A 13,284-nucleotide genomic window follows, 5' to 3' on the forward strand; every position below is an offset into this window, starting at 1 on the left:
GGTCGCGGGGTGTGTACACAGCGTGTCCGGTCGCGCGGACTCCCTCATCTGTCCGGCAACCCCTGCCGCGGGCGGGGGTGCGAGAGGAGAACCCATGTCGCTCGACGTCTCACCGGCCCTACTCGAGAAGGCCGAGCGAGGCGAGGTCGACGAAGCCGAATTCGTCGACTGCGTCCGGACCTCCCTGCCCTATGCATGGGAGATGATCAGCTCCCTGGTGGCTCAGCTGAAGGTCGACGGCGGTCAGTTCGCCGACAACCAGACGCCCCCGCCGGACGAGCAGGCACGGGGACAGTTGCTGCGTGCCCTTGCGAGCGACGCGATACGCGGCGCCCTGCAGCGGCACTTCGGGGTGCGGCTGGCCTTCCAGAACTGCCACCGGGTCGCGGTGTTCCCGGTCGACTCCTCGGTCGACCAGACGCTGGCCCGCTTCACCTCGGTCCGCAGTCAGGTGCTCAACCAGTCCCCGGAGTTCAGGGACTGCTGACGCGAGCCGCCTGCTTGCCGCTCCGTACGTGGGAGGTGCATCAGTACCGGGGCGGCAAGCCCACCGGCGGGGGACCTCCCCGCGCGCGATTCAGCCGAGCTGCGGGAGGACTTCGGCGCCCAGCCGCCGTACGTTCTCCTCGGTGGCCGCCAGGTCGCCCGAGCCCTCGACCAGCAGGGCGAAACGGGAGATCCCGGTCCGCTCGCTGGTCGCCGCGAGCCGGTCGGCGGCGAGGCGCGGGGTGCCCACCGGGTGCAGCCCACACAGCAGTTCGGTGTAGGCGAGCGGGTCGCGCATGGCCCGCGCGCGGCCGTCCACCGTCACATGGGCCTCCAGACCCTGCCGGAGCCACCCGGGCATCGCCTTCGTGAGCGTCTCGACGGCGTCCGTGCGCCGGTCGGCGATCTGGCAGACGCCGGCGGAGACATGGGCGGCCGCGCGGATCTCGTCCTCCGGGCGCCCGGCCGCGCGCGCGTGCTCCCGCCACAGGGCGACCATCTCGGCCTTCTCCTCGTCGCCCACGTGCATGCCGAGCAGCATCGGCAGACCGCGCTCGGCCGCGAGGCGCACACTGCGCGGCGAGGTGCAGGCGACGACCACCTCGGGGCCGTCCGTGTCGGTCAGGCACTCCGAGGGGCGGGGCACGACCGGCACCTCGCGGAAGCCGAACCGCTCGCCCGAGGAACCGACCGCCGGTTCGCGCAGCCAGCGCAGCAGCAGGTCGAGTGATTCCGGGAAGCCCTCCTCGTAGGCGCCCAGACCCGAGCCGAACACCTCCAGGTCGACCCAGGGCCCGCCGCGCCCCACGCCCAGCGAGAACCGCCCGCCGGAGGTGATGTGCAGCAGGGCGGCCTGCTCGCCCAGGGCCACCGGGTGCGCGGTCGGCAGCACGCTGACCGCGGTGCCGACGCGCAGCCGGCGGGTGCGGCCGAGCAGCAGGGCGGCCAGGGTGACCGCGGACGGACAGGTGCCGTACGGCACGAAGTGGTGTTCGGCCAGCCAGACCGAGTCGAGGCCCGCCTCCTCGGCGACCTCCGCGGAGCGGACCGCCCGGTGCAGCGCCTCCCCGTCGCCCTGGCCCGGGAACCGGGCCGCCAACACGAAACTACCTACGCGCATCGCTGTCTTCCTGCTTCCTTGGCTCCGACGCGGAGCTCCCCCAGCGGGCATAACCGTCTGACACGTGCCGAGGACACGGCCTGGCGGGGGGATTTGCGGATTGTCTGCAGAATCACGGGTCCGCGTGGGGGACTTGTGGGGGTTGGTTCCGTACGTCTACCCCCGTCCGCGCCGCGTAGGCTGGAGACGGCTCCCCGTCCTGTATAGCTCCGTGAGGTGTTCCGTGTCCCCGCGTCGCAACCGATCCAAGGGCGCCGGTTCGTCCGGCCGCGGTGCCGGGGAGGACCGCTCCGGCCGCTACGGCGGCTGGCAGTCCTCGGAGACCTGGCAGGGCGAGGACTGGAACGTACGGCACGTCGCGGGTGCGAGCGCGCAGGGCAAGTCGTACCGCTGCCCGGGCTGCGACCAGATGATCCCGGACGGCGTCCCGCACGTCGTCGCCTGGCCGGACCACGCGGGCGTCGACGACCGCCGGCACTGGCACAAGGCGTGCTGGAACGCGAAGGACCGCCGCACCACCCGGGTGCAGCGGTCCCGTAACGCGCCGAGGTTCTGAGACGGGCGCTACACGTCGCGTCGCTCCAGGAGCGCCCAGGCGCCCGCGAACGCGGCGGCCGTCACCCCGAGCATGATCCACAGCGGGTCCCAGCCGTGCGGCCCGGACTCCGACAGGGACTGCGCGTAGAAGACGCTGAGCTGGTTCGGGATGGAGTACTCGAACAGGGCCTCCTGCAGGGACTGGAGCGACTCCGCGAACATGAAGAGCGCGATCACCAGCGGCGCCAGCACCAGGCCGATCATGATCGTGATCGCGCCCGCCGAGTGCCGGATGACCGAGCCGACGACGAGCGAGAGCAGCCCGAGCAGCGCGATGTAGAGCGAGATGCCGACGGTGCCCTTCAGCCACTCCTCGGTGGACGGCTCACGGGCGCCGTCCAGCATGGCCACGTCCGCGAGGGCGACCAGCAGGGCCGACACCAGCGTCACCGTGAAGGCCACCGCGAAGAACACGATCGCCTTGGCCGCCAGCACCCGGCCGCGGGTAGGGCAGGCCGTCATCGTGGTCCGGATCATGCCGGTGCCGTACTCCGACGCCGTGGTCAGCACACCCAGCGTGATGACGCAGATGCTGCCGAGCAGCAGCCCGAAGAACCCGAAGGACAGAGGGCTCTCGCCCGACATGCTCTCCTCCGCGGCGTTGGCGGAGATCAGCGCGGCGACCGCCAGGCCGATGCCGACCACGAGCACCACGAACACCCCGAGCGTCCACATCGTGGAGCGCACCGAGCGGATCTTCGTCCACTCCGAGGCGAGCGCGTGCCCGAGGTGCGTGCGCACCACCGGGATCGGCGAGGTGTACGTGGGGTACGGCGCACCGGGAGCCGCCTGCCAGGTCGGTGCGGCGGTCTGCGGCATCGGGGGCTGGGGCGTGCTCATCGGGTTTCCTCGGGCTTGGTCGGGGCGGCGGGGGCGGCGTCCTGCGGCGCGGAGGCCGGCGCGGGCGGCTGGGCGGGCGCCTGCGGGGGCGCGGGCGCGTCGGCGGGCCGCGGCGCGGGCGCCTGGCTCGCGGGAGCCTCCTGCGGCGCCTGGGGGGCCGGCTGGGCGTACGGGTTGGCCGGGGCGGCGCCCGGGCCCGCGGGCGCGCCGTAGGGGCCGGGCGCGCCCTGCTGGGGCGGTGGCGGGGCGTACCAGCCGGGCTGGCCCTGACCGGGCACCGGCATCGGCGGCTGGGCGCCCGGCGGCAGCGGCTGCTGCAGCCCCGCCTTCTGGTCGGCGGTCGAGCGGTAGTCGACGGCGCCCTGCGTCATCCGCATGTACGCCTCCTCCAGCGAGGCCTGGTGCGGCGACAGCTCCCACAGCCGTACGTCGGAGGCGTGGGCCACGTCGCTGATGCGGGGGAGCGGCAGCCCGGTCACCCGCAGCGCGCCGTCCTGCTCGGGCAGTACGTGGCCGCCCGCCTCGGTGAGCGCCCCGGCCAGCTTCTCGCGCAGCTGCGGCTCGGAGTCGGGGGTGCGGACCCGGGCGAACCCGGCGGAGTTCGCCGCGATGAAGTCCTTCACGCTCATGTCGGCGAGCAACTGGCCGCGCCCGATCACGATGAGGTGGTCGGCGGTCAGCGCCATCTCGCTCATCAGGTGGGAGGAGACGAAGACGGTACGGCCCTCGGCCGCCAGCGACTTCATCAGGTTCCGCACCCAGTGGATGCCCTCGGGGTCGAGGCCGTTGACCGGCTCGTCGAACAGGAGCACCTGCGGGTCGCCGAGCAGGGCCGCCGCGATGCCCAGGCGCTGGCCCATGCCGAGCGAGAAGCCCTTCGAGCGGCGCCCGGCGACGTCCTGCAGGCCGACCACGCCCAGCACCTCGTCCACGCGCCGGGCCGGGATGCCGGCGAGCTGCGCGAGGCTCAGCAGGTGGTTGCGGGCCGACCGGCCGCCGTGGACGGCCTTGGCGTCCAGCAGCGCGCCGACGTGGCGGGGCGCGTTCGGCAGCCTGCGGTACGGATAGCCGCCGATGGTGACGTGGCCGGCGGTCGGGTTGTCCAGACCGAGGATCATCCGCATCGTCGTCGACTTGCCGGAGCCGTTCGGGCCGAGGAAGCCGGTGACGGCGCCGGGCCGCACCTGGAAGGACAGGTTGTACACAGCGGTCTTGTCGCCATAGCGCTTGGTCAGGCCGACTGCCTCGATCATGCTCCGCACCCATCGAAAGGTTCAGGACAGCGGGGCACACGCCCCCCGTAAGGGTTAGGAGGATATAAGGGCGCTGACGGTTCCACTCAAGGGCGGGTAAAACTTCACCGCACCGGCCCCCGGCCCCTGTGCTAGGCGTCCCGCTTCCGCAGGGTGAGATACCCGCCCACGAGAGCCGCGATCACCCACAGCGCCATGATGCCGAGCCCGCCCCAGGGGCCGTAGGGACGGGCGTCGTCGACCGGGGTGACCACCTGCAGGATGGCGCTGCCGGCCTGGTCGGGCAGGTAGCGGCCCACCTTCTCGGTGGCGGGGACGTTGCCGAGGATGTTGGAGACCAGGAAGAAGAACGGCATCAGGATGCCCAGCGACAGCATGGGCGAGCGCAGCATCGCCGCGATCCCCATCGAGAACATCGCGATGAGCATCATGTACAGCCCGCCGCCGAACACCGCCCGCAGCACCCCCGGGTCGCCGATCGACGCCCGGTGGTCGCCCAGCATCGCCTGCCCGAGGAAGAAGGCGAGGAAGCTGGTCGCCAGACCGACGGCCAGTGCCAGCCCGGTCGCCACCGCGATCTTGCTGAACAGGAAGGTGCCACGGCGCGGCACGGCGGCCAGCGAGACGCGGATCATCCCGGTGCTGTACTCGTTCGAGACGACCAGCACCCCGAACACGATCATCGCGAGCTGACCGAGGCCCATCCCCGCGAAGCTGACGAAGGTCGGGTCGAAGTCCAGCCGGTCCCGTTCGCCCATGTTGCCGAACTCGTTGTTCGACAGAGCCGAGATCAGCACGCCCAGGGCCACGGTCACGACCAGCGCCAGGGAGAGCGTCCACACGGTGGACGCCACGGAGCGGATCTTGGTCCACTCCGAGCGGAGCACCTGCGTCGTCGCCATCTCAGCTCCTCCTCCAGCCGTCGCCCCACGCCTGCTGTGGCGGGGCCGGGGCCTGCCCGGTGTGCGCGTGGTACTCGACCGACTCCGCGGTCAGCTGCATGAACGCCTCCTCCAGGGACGCCTGCTGCGTGCTCAGCTCGTGCAGCACGATCCGGTGGCGCGCCGCGAGCTCCCCGATCTGCGCGGACGTGCCGCCGTCGACCTCCAGCGCGCCGTCGCCCGCCCCCATCGGCGTGACGCCCTCCGCGCGCAGCACGTCGAGCAGTTGCTCCCGCTGAGGGCTGCGGACGCGGACGTACGACCGGGAGTTGCGGGCGATGAAGTCGGCCATGGAGGTGTCGGCGAGCAGCCGGCCCTGCCCGATGACGACGAGGTGGTCGGCGGTCAGCGCCATCTCGCTCATCAGGTGCGAGGAGACGAAGACGGTACGGCCCTGCGCGGCCAGCGACTTCATCAGGTTGCGGATCCAGTGGATGCCCTCGGGATCGAGGCCGTTGACCGGTTCGTCGAACATCAGGATGCGGGGGTCGCCGAGCAGCGCGGCCGCGATGCCCAGCCGCTGCCCCATGCCCATCGAGAAGCCCTTGGTCTTCTTGCGCGCGACCGCCGTCAGGCCGACCGTCTCCAGCACCTCGCGGACCCGGCCGGCCGGGATGCCGTTGCTCTGCGCGAGACACAGCAGATGGTTGTAGGCGCTGCGGCCGCCGTGCCACGCCTTCGCCTCCAGCAGGGCGCCGATGTACGTCAGCGGGTCCGTCAGCTCCTCGTAGTGCCGGCCGTCGATCCGGACGTCGCCTGCCGTCGGGTGGTCCAGGCCCAGCACCATCCGCATGGTCGTCGACTTGCCCGCGCCGTTCGGCCCGAGGAAGCCCGTGACGATGCCCGGTCTGACGGTGAAGGAGAGGTCGTTCACCGCCACCTTGTCGCCGTACCGCTTGGTCAGCCCCGAGAGCTCGATCATGCGGCCACGCTAGGGGGCCGGTTGGGCCGATGCCACCCAGGCGGGGCAAACAGCCCTCGGCGATTTGGGCCGGACCGGCCCGGGCACGGCGAAGGCCCGCGCCCCACGGAGGGGCACGGGCCTCGGTCGTCCTACGGCGTCAGCCGGTCACCGGGTCTGCTGCGCGGGGACCCCGCGGGAGATCGGCTCGTCCTCGGCCGGCGTGCCGGCGGCGGCCACCGCGGCGCCCGTGAGCGTCGCGAGCATCTCGCGGACGTTCGTCAGCTGGGCGTTGATGCTGTCGCGGCGGTTGGTGAGAGCGGCCAGCTCGCGCTCGGATTCCGAACGGATGCGGTCGGCCTTGGCGTTCGCGTCGGCCACGATGTCCTCGGCCTGGCGCTGCGCGGTCTCCACCGTCTGGCGGGCACGGCGCTCGGCGTCGGTGCGCAGCTTCTCGGCCTCCAGGCGCAGCTGCTCGGCGCGGTGCTCGATCTCGGCGAGGCGCTTCTCGGCCTTGGCCTGGCGCGAGGCCAGGTCGCGCTCGGACTGCTCCCGGCGCTTGGCGAGGTTCGTCTCGAAGTCGGCGGCGGCCTGCGCGGCCTTGGCGCGGGTCTCCTCGAAGAGGGCGTCCGCCTCCTCGCGCTTGGACTGAGCGTCCTTCTGCGCCTCGGAACGCAGCTGCGAGGCGTCGCTCTTCGCCTTCTCGACGATGCGGACGCCCTCGTCCTCGGCCTTGGCCTTGCGCTCCGCAGCGAACGATTCTGCGTCGTTGCGCACCTGCTGGGCCGCCGATTCGGCGAGTTCGCGGTGCTGCTCCGCCGCGCGGCGCGCCTCCTCGCGCAGATCCTTGGCCTCCTCCTCGGCGAGGCGGAGGATCTTCTCGACACGCGCGCCGAGGCCCGCGTACGACGGCTCGGCGTCGGTCACCTGCGCCTGGGCGTTCTGCGTCTCGAGGTGGAGCTCCTCGATGCGCTTCTCCAGGGCGGTGATACGGGTGAGAGCGCTGTCACGGTCGGAGACGAGCTTCGAGATCCGTTCGTCCACCTGAGCGCGGTCGTACCCACGCCGCACAAGCTCGAAGCCGTAGGGGGAAGTGTCGCTCATGGGGTTCCTGTCGAATGAGACCGGTGAGGTGATAAGTGGAATCCTAGGGGCCGAAGCGGTGTGTCATCGAGCGGATACGTGTTTGATCTGGAGAATGAGACCCCTTTTGAGTGGCTAACCGTCGGACGGCTTGCCAAAAACCCGGTCAAAGCCCCCAGACGTCACCCGAAGCCGCGTCGGCCGTCAGCCGTCTGACGACTTGCCACCCGATCGGGGAGCGCCCACGGTCGCCCCCGCCTTGACCCCGCCGTCCTTGGCCCCGCCGGGGGCCTCGAAGGACTCCAGCGCCTCCAGGACGTCCTGGACCCGGGAGATCTCGGCGTTGATGTCCTCACGGCGGCGGACGAGGACCTCCAGCTCACGCTTGCCCTCCTCGACCGTGGCCTTGGCCTCGCGGATCGCCTCCGCCTTGAGCTCCTCGGCCTCCCGGATCAGCCGCGCCCGCTTCTGCTCGGCCTCCTTGAGCAGGCCCTCGGCCTTCTTCACCGCGGCGATACGGACCTTGCCGGCCTCCGAGTTGGCCTCCGACACCAGCTCCTTGGCCTTCGCCTGCGCCTTGGCGAGCTGCTCCTCGGACGCCTTGATCAGCGCGTCGCAGCGGTCACCGGTCGACTTCATCGTCTCGGCGGCCTCCCGCCGGGCGCGCTCGTGCAGCTCCTCGATCTCGCTCGTGATGCGGTCGCGCAGCCCCTCCGCCCGCTCCCGGATCGCGGTGGCGTCCCTGCGGGCCCCGACCAGCAGCTCGTCGGCGTCCGTACGGGCCTTCTCCACCGTGGTGTTGCCCTCGACCGTCGCCTCGGCGACCAGCCGGTCCGCCTCCTTGCGGGCCGCGCCGACCATCGTGTCGGCCTGCGCCTCGGCGTCCGCGGTCGTCTTGAGCGCCTGCTGCTGCGCCTCGGTGAGGAGCTTGTCCGCCTCGGCGGTCGTCTCCGTGATCAGCGTGTCGACCTGCTCGGCCGCCTCCGAACGCCGCTTGTTGGCCTCCTTGCGGGCCTCGTCCAGGGTGCGCTCGGCCTCCTCGCGGGCCGTGGCCACCAGACGCTCGGCCTCCGCGGCCGCCTCGGCGCGGACACGCTCCGACTCGCCGCGGACCCGCTCGGCGTGCTGCTGCGCCGACCCGACCGCCTCCGCGGCCTCGGCGCGCAGCCGCTCCGCGTCCGATGTGGCGTCACCGACCAGCTTCTCGGCCTTGGCGAGCGCCTCGGCCAGCATCCGGTCGGCCTCGGCGATCGTCTCCGACTGCAGCCGCTCCGCCTCGGAACGGGCCTCGGTGATGAGGGTGTCGGCCTGCGTCGCCGCGTCCGAGCGCATGCGGTTGGCGTCCTCGCGGGCGTCCGCCCGGGTCCGGGACGCCGCCTGGTCCGCCTCCGCGATCTTGTCGGACGCCTCGGTGCGCAGCCGCTGGGCGTGCTCGGTGGCCTCCGTGCGCAGCCGGTCCGCCTCGGCGATGGCCTCCCCGACCGTGCGCTCGGCCAGCGCCTTGGCGGCCTCCGTCTCCTCCTTGGCCTCGCGCCGCAGCCGCCCGGCGTCCTCGCCGGCCCGCTCCCGCTCGGCATAGGCGTCCGTACGGACCCGGTCCGCCTCCTCCTCGGCCTCCCGGCGCGTCCGCTCCGCCGCGTGCTCGGCGGCGCTGCGCAGTCCGGCGATCTCCTCCTGGGCCTGCTCGTGCAGCCCGGTCACGGAGTCGCGGACCTGCTGGGCGTGCTGCTCGGCCGCCGACACCATCTCGGTGGCGCGCCGGTCGGCCTCCGCGACCAGCCGCTCCGCCTCGGCCTGCGCCTCCTCGACCCGGTTGCGGGCGGAGGCCAGCAGCTCCTCGCTCTGCTCGCGGGCCCGCTCACGCTCCTGGTCGGCCTCCTGGCGCGCCGAACCGAGCAGTTCCTCGGCCTCGCGCCGGCGCCGGCCGGCCTCCTCCTGGGCGGCGGCCAGCGTCTCCGACGCCTCCGCGGCCAGCCGCTCGGCGGCGGCCTGGGCCTCGGCCCGCACCCGGTCGGCGGTGTCCTGGGCCTCCGACTTCAGCCGCTCGGCCTCGCCCGCGGCCTCCGACCGCAGGCGCACGGCGACGGCCTCGCCCTCGGCGCGGGACGCCGACGCGTCCGACGCGGCCTCGGTGCGCAGCCGGTCGGCGTCCTCCTCGGCCTGCTGCTGGAGCGTACGGATCCGCTCGGCGGCCTCGGTGCGCAGCCGGTCGGTCTCCTCGGCGGCCTCCCGGCGGATACGGGAGGCCTCCTCGCGGGCGTCGGTGAGGGCCTGCTCGGCCGCCGCGAGCCGCTGGTCCGCCTCGGTGTGCAGCCGCGTCAGCTCCTCGGCGGCCTCCGCACGGCGCGCCTCGACCCCGCGCTCGGTCTCCTCGCGCAGCTCCTGGGCGGCCCGTTCGGCGTCGGCCTTGATGCCCTCGGCCTGCTCGACGACCTCCTCGCGGTGCCGCTCGGCCTCCTGCCGGGTGCGCTGCAGCGTCTCCTCGGCCTGCCGGCGCAGCGTGGTCGCCCGCTCGATGGCCTCGGTGCGGACCTTCTCGCTGTCCGTCGTGGCCTTCTGGCGCAGCTCGTCCGCGTCCTGCTTGGCCTTCGCCAGCAGTTCCTCGGCGGTCTTGGCCGCCTCCTCGATCTGCTGGACGGCCTCCTTGCGGGCCTCCGCGCGGATCTTCTCGCCCTCGGCGACGGCCTCCGAGCGCAGCTGCTCGGCCTCGCCGCGCAGCCGGCGGGCCTCCTCCTGGAGCTCGACCGTCTTGGCCCGGTACTCCTTGGTGTCGTCCTTCGCCGCGCCCTTGAGCTGCTCGGCGATGTCGTGCGCCTCCGCGCGCAGCCGGTCCGCCTCGGCCTCGGCCTGCCGGCGGATGCGCTCGGCCTCCTCGACGGCGGCCTTGGTGGTGCTCTGCGCCTCCTGCTGCGCCTTGTTGAGCACGTCCTCGGCGGTCTTGGCGGCCTTGGAGAGCTGGGTGGCGCTCTCCTCGGCGGTGAGCGTGCGCGCCTTCTCGGCGGCCTCGGCGAGGACCTTCTCGGCCTCGGCGCGGGCGTCGGCGACGACCTGCTCGGCGTCGGCCTTGGTGTTCTCGGCCTCCTTGGTGGCCTCCTCGACCAGCCGGGCGACCTGCTCCTTGGCCGTGCGCATGCGCTGCTCGTTGGCCGACTCGGCCCCGGCCAGCGTCTTCTCGGCGGCCGCCTTGGCCTCGGTGACCAGCTTCTCGGCCTCGGACTGCGCCTTGCGCAGCGCCTCCTCGGCCTCGGCCATGCGCTGCTCGGCGGCCCGGCTGAGCTCGGAGGCCTGGCGGCGGGCCGCGTCCGACTCGTTGACCGTGGAGCTGCGCAGCTGCTCGGCGTGGTCGGTGGCCTCCTGGGCCTGCGTGGACGCGGCGTTCAGCAGCCGCTCGGCGTCGGTGCGCGCCCGGCGCAGGATCTGCTCCGCCTCGGTGCGGGCCTCCTCGGCGGCGTCCGTCAGACGGCGGCGGGCCTCGCCGGCCAGCCGCTCCGCCTCGGCGCGCGCGGCCGACAGGGCCTGCTCTGCCTCGGCGCGCGACTCGTCCAGCAGGCGCCGGGCCTGCTGCTCGGTGCGGGCGCGCAGCTGCTCCGCCCACGCCACGTTCTCGTTGACGTGCGACTCGACGGTCTGCCGGCGCTCCGCCAGCTCCTGGTCCAGCTGCTGGCGGCGGGTGACCGCCTCCTGGTGCAGCTCGGCCTGGAGCCGGGCGGCCTGCTCGGCGTGCTCCTGAAGGATGCGCTGCGTCTGCGCTCTGGCCTGGCTCAGCTCGCGCTCGGCCTCCTGGCGCAGCTGGTCAGCCTGCACCTGGGCGTTGCGCAGCAGCTGCTCGGCCTGGTAGCCGATGTCACCGCCGTCGAAGGCCGGCCGGGACATGATGGTGCGGCGCGCCTCGTGCAGCTTGGCGCGCAGCACCTCGACCTGGTAGCCGAGGTCCTCGGCGTGCTGGATCGCCTTCTCCCGCTCGGTCTTCAGCCGATCCATCTCGGCCTCGAACCGAGAGAGGTGGTCGACGTCAGCCGCCGGCTCTCGCTCCTGGCGTTCGTAGCCCCGCACTGCGCGGTCCCATCCGTCCCCTGGTCGCATCCCTGGCCATACGAGCCCCGTCCGTCCGACGGACGGCGCCCCCGGGGAATGGTGTCAGATCAACGGCGGAGCATGGGCTGCTGCCCCGACGCTCGCCCCCCGAAACCCGGACCCCGGCATGCGGTCACCTCGGTTCAGAGAGCGACCGCCCCCAACCCTACCGGCCCCTATGTACGAGGGTCAGTGCTCAGGTGACTCAACAGGCGCCGAAGTGACCAGTTCTGTCAGAACACCGTGACAATCCTTCGGGTGCAGGAACGTGATGCGTGACCCCATGGAGCCGCGCCGCGGCTCTTCGTAGAGGACGCGCACACCCTTGTCCTTGATCGCGGCGGCGTCGCCGTCCACGTCCGCGGTGCCGAAGGCGATGTGGTGGACGCCCTCGCCGTTCTTGTCGAGCCACTTCGCCACGGTGGAGTCAGGGCGGGTCGGCTCGAGAAGCTGCAGGTAGGAGGCACCGCCGTCGGAGGTGTCGTTGATCTTGAGCATGGCCTCGCGGACGCCCTGCTCCTCGTTGACCTCGGAGTGGAAGACCTCGAAGCCGTAGGTGGCCCGGTAGAACTCGACGGTCTTGTCGAGATCGAAGCAGGCGATTCCGATGTGGTCGATTCGCGTCAGCATGGATTCAGTGGAGCGCGCACCGGGTGGTTACGCAACGTGCGCGCGATCACACCGACGGCCGGGTGACGGCACGGAGTGCCACTCAGTACATTCGAAGTAAACCCTCGTTCACTCCTCGGCTGTGCAGGCTGGAAGGGGATTTCACCTCATGTCTTCTGCAAACGGCACGACGTCCGTCATCGTCGCGGGTGCCCGCACCCCGATGGGACGGCTGCTGGGCTCGCTGAAGTCGTTCTCCGGAGCCGACCTCGGCGGCTTCGCGATCAAGGCCGCCCTCGACCGTGCGGGGATCGGTGGCGACCAGGTCCAGTACGTGATCATGGGCCAGGTGCTCCAGGCCGGGGCCGGGCAGATCCCGGCGCGCCAGGCCGCGGTCAAGGCCGGCATCCCCATGAACGTCCCGGCGCTCACCATCAACAAGGTGTGTCTGTCCGGTCTCGACGCCATCGCCCTGGCGGACCAGCTGATCCGCGCCGGCGAGTTCGACGTGATCGTCGCCGGCGGCCAGGAGTCCATGACCAACGCGCCCCACCTGCTGCCCAAGTCCCGTGAGGGCTACAAGTACGGCTCCGTGCAGGTGCTCGACGCGATGGCGCACGACGGCCTGACCGACTCCTTCGAGAACGTCGCCATGGGCGAGTCCACGGAGAAGCACAACACCCGCCTCGGCATCGCGCGCCCCGAGCAGGACGAGATCGCCGCCCTGTCCCACCAGCGCGCCGCCGCCGCCCAGAAGAACGGGCTCTTCGAGGCCGAGATCACCCCGGTCGAGATCCCGCAGCGCAAGGGCGACCCGGTCCTGTTCAGCAAGGACGAGGGCATCCGGGGCGACACCACCGCCGAGTCGCTGGGCAAGCTGCGCCCGGCGTTCGCCAAGGACGGCACGATCACGGCCGGCTCCAGCTCCCAGATCTCCGACGGCGCCGCCGCGGTCGTCGTCATGAGCAAGGCCAAGGCCCAGGAGCTCGGACTGGACTGGATCGCCGAGATCGGCGCGCACGGCAATGTCGCGGGCCCCGACAACTCGCTGCAGTCGCAGCCGTCGAACGCCATCCGGCACGCCCTGAAGAAGGAGGGCCTGGAGGTCTCCGACCTCGACCTCATCGAGATCAACGAGGCCTTCGCCGCCGTCGCGGTGCAGTCAATGAAGGACCTCGGCGTGTCATCGGAAAAGGTGAACGTCAACGGTGGTGCCATCGCCCTGGGTCACCCGATCGGCATGTCGGGCGCCCGTCTCGTGCTGCACCTGGCCCTGGAGCTGAAGCGGCGGGGCGGCGGCGTCGGCGCGGCCGCGCTGTGCGGTGGCGGCGGTCAGGGTGACGCGCTGATCGTGCGGGTACCGAAGGCCTGACGTCCTTT

11 protein-coding genes are annotated in these 13,284 nt (G+C 72.3%); 3 read left to right on the forward strand and 8 right to left on the reverse strand.

All coding sequences use genetic code 11. The features are described from left to right. The first annotated feature begins 94 nt into the window (after window positions 1-94). Window positions 95-487, forward strand: coding sequence for an SCO5389 family protein (locus ABZ899_RS28060; RefSeq protein WP_361351120.1), 393 nt, complete (start codon window positions 95-97; stop codon window positions 485-487). Window positions 488-577: 90 nt separating this feature from the next. Here ABZ899_RS28060 and ABZ899_RS28065 read toward each other — a convergent pair whose 3' ends face one another. Continuing rightward, complete coding sequence (locus ABZ899_RS28065) at window positions 578-1,606, reverse strand: LLM class flavin-dependent oxidoreductase (protein ID WP_361351122.1); 1,029 nt, start codon at window positions 1,604-1,606, stop codon at window positions 578-580. Window positions 1,607-1,829: 223 nt separating this feature from the next. On the opposite strand from ABZ899_RS28065, the gene ABZ899_RS28070 reads away from it, so the two are divergent. Continuing rightward, window positions 1,830-2,162, forward strand: coding sequence for an ATP/GTP-binding protein (locus ABZ899_RS28070; protein ID WP_361351124.1), 333 nt, complete (start codon window positions 1,830-1,832; stop codon window positions 2,160-2,162). 8 nt (window positions 2,163-2,170) lie between these two features. Here ABZ899_RS28070 and ABZ899_RS28075 read toward each other — a convergent pair whose 3' ends face one another. From ABZ899_RS28075 to mce, 7 genes are all read right to left on the reverse strand, one after another. Continuing rightward, window positions 2,171-3,043, reverse strand: a complete 873-nt coding sequence (locus ABZ899_RS28075) for an ABC transporter permease subunit (RefSeq protein WP_361351126.1) — start codon at window positions 3,041-3,043, stop codon at window positions 2,171-2,173. Next, window positions 3,040-4,296, reverse strand: coding sequence for an ABC transporter ATP-binding protein (locus tag ABZ899_RS28080; RefSeq protein ID WP_361351128.1), 1,257 nt, complete (start codon window positions 4,294-4,296; stop codon window positions 3,040-3,042). Before ABZ899_RS28080 ends, ABZ899_RS28075 begins: the two co-directional genes overlap by 4 nt. 131 nt (window positions 4,297-4,427) lie before the next feature. After that, window positions 4,428-5,198, reverse strand: a complete 771-nt coding sequence (locus tag ABZ899_RS28085; protein WP_361351129.1) for an ABC transporter permease — start codon at window positions 5,196-5,198, stop codon at window positions 4,428-4,430. 1 nt (window position 5,199) lies between these two features. Continuing rightward, the gene (locus ABZ899_RS28090) at window positions 5,200-6,159 is read right to left on the reverse strand and encodes an ABC transporter ATP-binding protein (RefSeq protein WP_361351130.1); all 960 of its coding nucleotides are present in this window, start codon (window positions 6,157-6,159) and stop codon (window positions 5,200-5,202) included. A gap of 147 nt (window positions 6,160-6,306) precedes the next feature. Continuing rightward, entirely contained in the window at window positions 6,307-7,242 is a 936-nt protein-coding gene (locus tag ABZ899_RS28095) for a hypothetical protein (protein ID WP_062667721.1), read from the reverse strand. Window positions 7,243-7,425: 183 nt separating this feature from the next. Continuing rightward, complete coding sequence (gene scy, locus ABZ899_RS28100) at window positions 7,426-11,274, reverse strand: polarized growth protein Scy (protein ID WP_361351132.1); 3,849 nt, start codon at window positions 11,272-11,274, stop codon at window positions 7,426-7,428. A gap of 210 nt (window positions 11,275-11,484) precedes the next feature. Continuing rightward, window positions 11,485-11,925: a methylmalonyl-CoA epimerase gene (mce, locus tag ABZ899_RS28105; protein ID WP_003997837.1), complete on the reverse strand. Its 441-nt coding sequence runs from the start codon at window positions 11,923-11,925 to the stop codon at window positions 11,485-11,487. A gap of 148 nt (window positions 11,926-12,073) precedes the next feature. Between mce and ABZ899_RS28110 the strand changes: the two genes are divergently transcribed. Next, window positions 12,074-13,276 (forward strand): acetyl-CoA C-acetyltransferase, encoded by a 1,203-nt coding sequence (locus ABZ899_RS28110; RefSeq protein WP_361351134.1) that lies wholly within the window; start codon window positions 12,074-12,076, stop codon window positions 13,274-13,276. Window positions 13,277-13,284: the final 8 nt, after the last annotated feature.

The sequence above is a fragment of the Streptomyces sp. NPDC046859 genome (assembly GCF_040645135.1).
In the GTDB taxonomy this organism is placed as follows: Bacteria; Actinomycetota; Actinomycetes; order Streptomycetales; family Streptomycetaceae; genus Streptomyces.